Raw genomic sequence first — 2,534 nt, forward strand, 5'->3', positions numbered from 1 at the left:
CGGGAAGTTCTCGCAGTTGGTTCCGTTGATGACATCTCATCAACGTCCGCCACGGCGCTCAAGTTCTCGGCGAAGAGCAAGGTTCTCGCCGTGGGCTTCTTCGAGTGCCTTCCGGAGGGATGTCCCGCCAGGTCGCGATGTTGAGGTCGATGCGCACGCTGATGCCGTCGGCGTAGAGGTGGGCCTCGGCGCGGACAACGGCGCTGAGCGCGTCGCGCTCCCCGAGTCCGGGTGGCAGCGCGTACTGCCGCTTCACCCCCGCTGGTGCGAAGCCGTACTGGACGAGGATGGCGTCGGCCCGGTCCGTGGCCGCGGTCGCGGTGACCGCGTGGTCGGTGAAGCGGATGGTCACCTCGGGCCGAGCGGCCGGGCTTGCGCCGTGCTGGCGCGTGGTCCAGGCGAGATCGACGAAGTCCAGGGTGTGGGCCATGAGCCCGTAGGCCGCGACACCGGCGCGTTCGTGCGCGTCCTCGGCGGTCTCGGGCGCCAGGAGGAAGAGGGTGCGGCCCTGGTGCTCGCGGGCGGTGAATCCCGCCCCGGTCAGGATGCGGGCGGCGTTGCGGAGAGGGCGGTTGAGGACGACGAAGGTCCATCCGCCGCCGGTCGAGCCGATGAACACGTCGTGGTGGTCGGTCAGAGCCATGCTGCTCCGGAGGGTCGTGTGCGGTGGGCGCGATCCGGGGGTGTGGCGCAGCCCGGTCAGGCGGCCGTGCCGAAGTCGCCCTGCTGGGGTGCGTGCTTGGCGACGGCGCGGGCGGTGATGGCCTTCGACGCGCGGGCGGAGGCGGCAGTGAGTTCGTCGGCGCCGGGCTCCAGGTACCAGGGGCGCAGGTCGAGCATGGCGGCGCGCAAGCCGGTGGCGAAGCACAGCGCGGTGCCCTTGGGCAGGGCGCGGATCGCGTCGGCGGGCAGGATCCGCTCCTGCCGCATCGACACGGAGGTCGACTTGCCGGACTCGGAGCGGGAGGTGGAGGTGGTCTCCACGTCGTGGTCGCCGATCAGCCGGGAGAGCTTGTCGGCGAAGTCCGGGTCGTCGATGCCGGAGCCGATGACCTTCACGGTCGAGGCCGACCACATCGCGTCCATGCCCGCGTCGCCCCAGACCTTCTGGCCCTGGCGGTAGGACTGCAGGATGGTGATCGGGATGATGCCGCGCGAGCCCAGGTGGGAGTACAGGTCCGGCAGATCACTGATCTTGCAGACGTTGGCGGCCTCGTCGAGGATCGCCAGCATCGGCGGGTCGAGCCGTCCGCCGGCGCGTTCGGCCTGCGCGGTCGCGGCCCGCATCACGGAGTCCGCGCACGCCGCGATCAACGCGGACGCACCCCCACCGCCGTCCTTCGACAGCAGGTAGAGCGTGTCGGTGGAGGTGACGAACTCCGAGGGGCGGAACTCGGCAACGTCCTTCTGCGGGGTGACCCACGCGGCGATCTCGCTGTTCAGCAGTGCGGCGGCGTACTGGCGGGCCGTCTCGTAGATGCCGTCCCGCGTCTCCGGCGGGCCTTCCACGGTGCCCTTCAACTGTGCGGCGACGGCCGTGAAGCCGTGGTCCCGCAGGATGTCCAGCGGGGTGCGGTCGGCGGGGAAAGCCAGCCACTGCATGACGTCCGTGATCGGGCGCTCGTCGAGCGCGGCGGCGAGGAAGAGCTGGGAGAGGATGTTCGAGCCGGCCTTGGACCAGAAGTCGCCCTGCTGGCTGGCGTCCACGGATGCGGCGAGGAAATGGCCGGCCAGGCGTCCGGCGCCGTCCAGCGTCGTGGCGCCGGCGAGGGGGTTCCACCACATTGCACGGGCGGCGTGCGCGATCTGCTGCGGGTCCATCGACCAGGTCCGGCCGGCCTTCGCCCGCGCGTCGAGCGTCGCGGTGAAGGCGTCGCCGGCGGCCTTGTTCGAGGTGAGCAGCACCGGGCCAGGGGCGGCGAGGATGGACGGGATCGCGAGGGAGGTGGTCTTGCCGGATCGCGGGGCCATGATCGCGACCGCGACATCCTCGTACCCCATGCGGACCTCGTGCCTGGTTCCCTGCAGGTTGCCCAAGAGGATGCCGGTGTCCTTCGCAGCGATGTGCTTGGCGTCCTTCAGGCTCGGGCGCAGCGAGCGGGCCTTGGCGGTGATCGCCTTGGCCATCAAGGGTTCGATGTCCCGCGGCTTCGCCATCCCGGTGATCTTCTTACGCCCGCCGCTGCGGTTCTTGTAGCGGGAGAACAGGACACCGGCCGCGGCGCCGAGCGCGAGCAGGGCTGCGATCGGGACGAGACGGGCGCCGATCAGCAGGGACGTCTCCCCGGCCTGTGGCCAGAGCCGGTCGGGGTGCAGGAGAGCGGAGGTCGGCTGGTAGGGCGCCCAAGCGTGGCCGGTGGCCCAGGCGGTGATGTTGCCGGACAGCCAGGCGAGATGGGACAGCGGGACGACGATGCCGAGCACGCCCAGCAGGAGGCGGAAGGCGAGGTCGTACCCGTCGGTTGAGGCGTTGTTGGCGGGAGGGGGCAAGGGGCAGGCACTTCCGGTTGGTGGGGACGGCGGCGGTCGTCAGC

General features: G+C 71.0%; 2 protein-coding genes. Both read right to left on the reverse strand.

The window, feature by feature from the left end:
- Positions 1 to 58 precede the first annotated feature (58 nt).
- The gene (locus G6048_RS47775; RefSeq protein WP_165345850.1) at positions 59 to 643 is read right to left on the reverse strand and encodes a hypothetical protein; all 585 of its coding nucleotides are present in this window, start codon (positions 641 to 643) and stop codon (positions 59 to 61) included.
- Positions 644 to 699: 56 nt separating this feature from the next.
- Positions 700 to 2,490, reverse strand: a complete 1,791-nt coding sequence (locus G6048_RS47780) for a type IV secretory system conjugative DNA transfer family protein (protein WP_165345851.1) — start codon at positions 2,488 to 2,490, stop codon at positions 700 to 702.
- Between the last annotated feature and the right edge of the window lie 44 nt (positions 2,491 to 2,534).

It is taken from the genome of Streptomyces ureilyticus (genome assembly GCF_011045025.1).
GTDB classification, from domain to species: domain Bacteria; phylum Actinomycetota; class Actinomycetes; order Streptomycetales; family Streptomycetaceae; genus Streptomyces; species Streptomyces ureilyticus.

Bases quoted from the DNA above. Each gene is read 5' to 3' on its own strand.
- G6048_RS47775 (WP_165345850.1), bottom strand. From the start codon at position 643: ATGGCTCTGACCGACCACCACGACGTGTTCATCGGCTCGACCGGCGGC.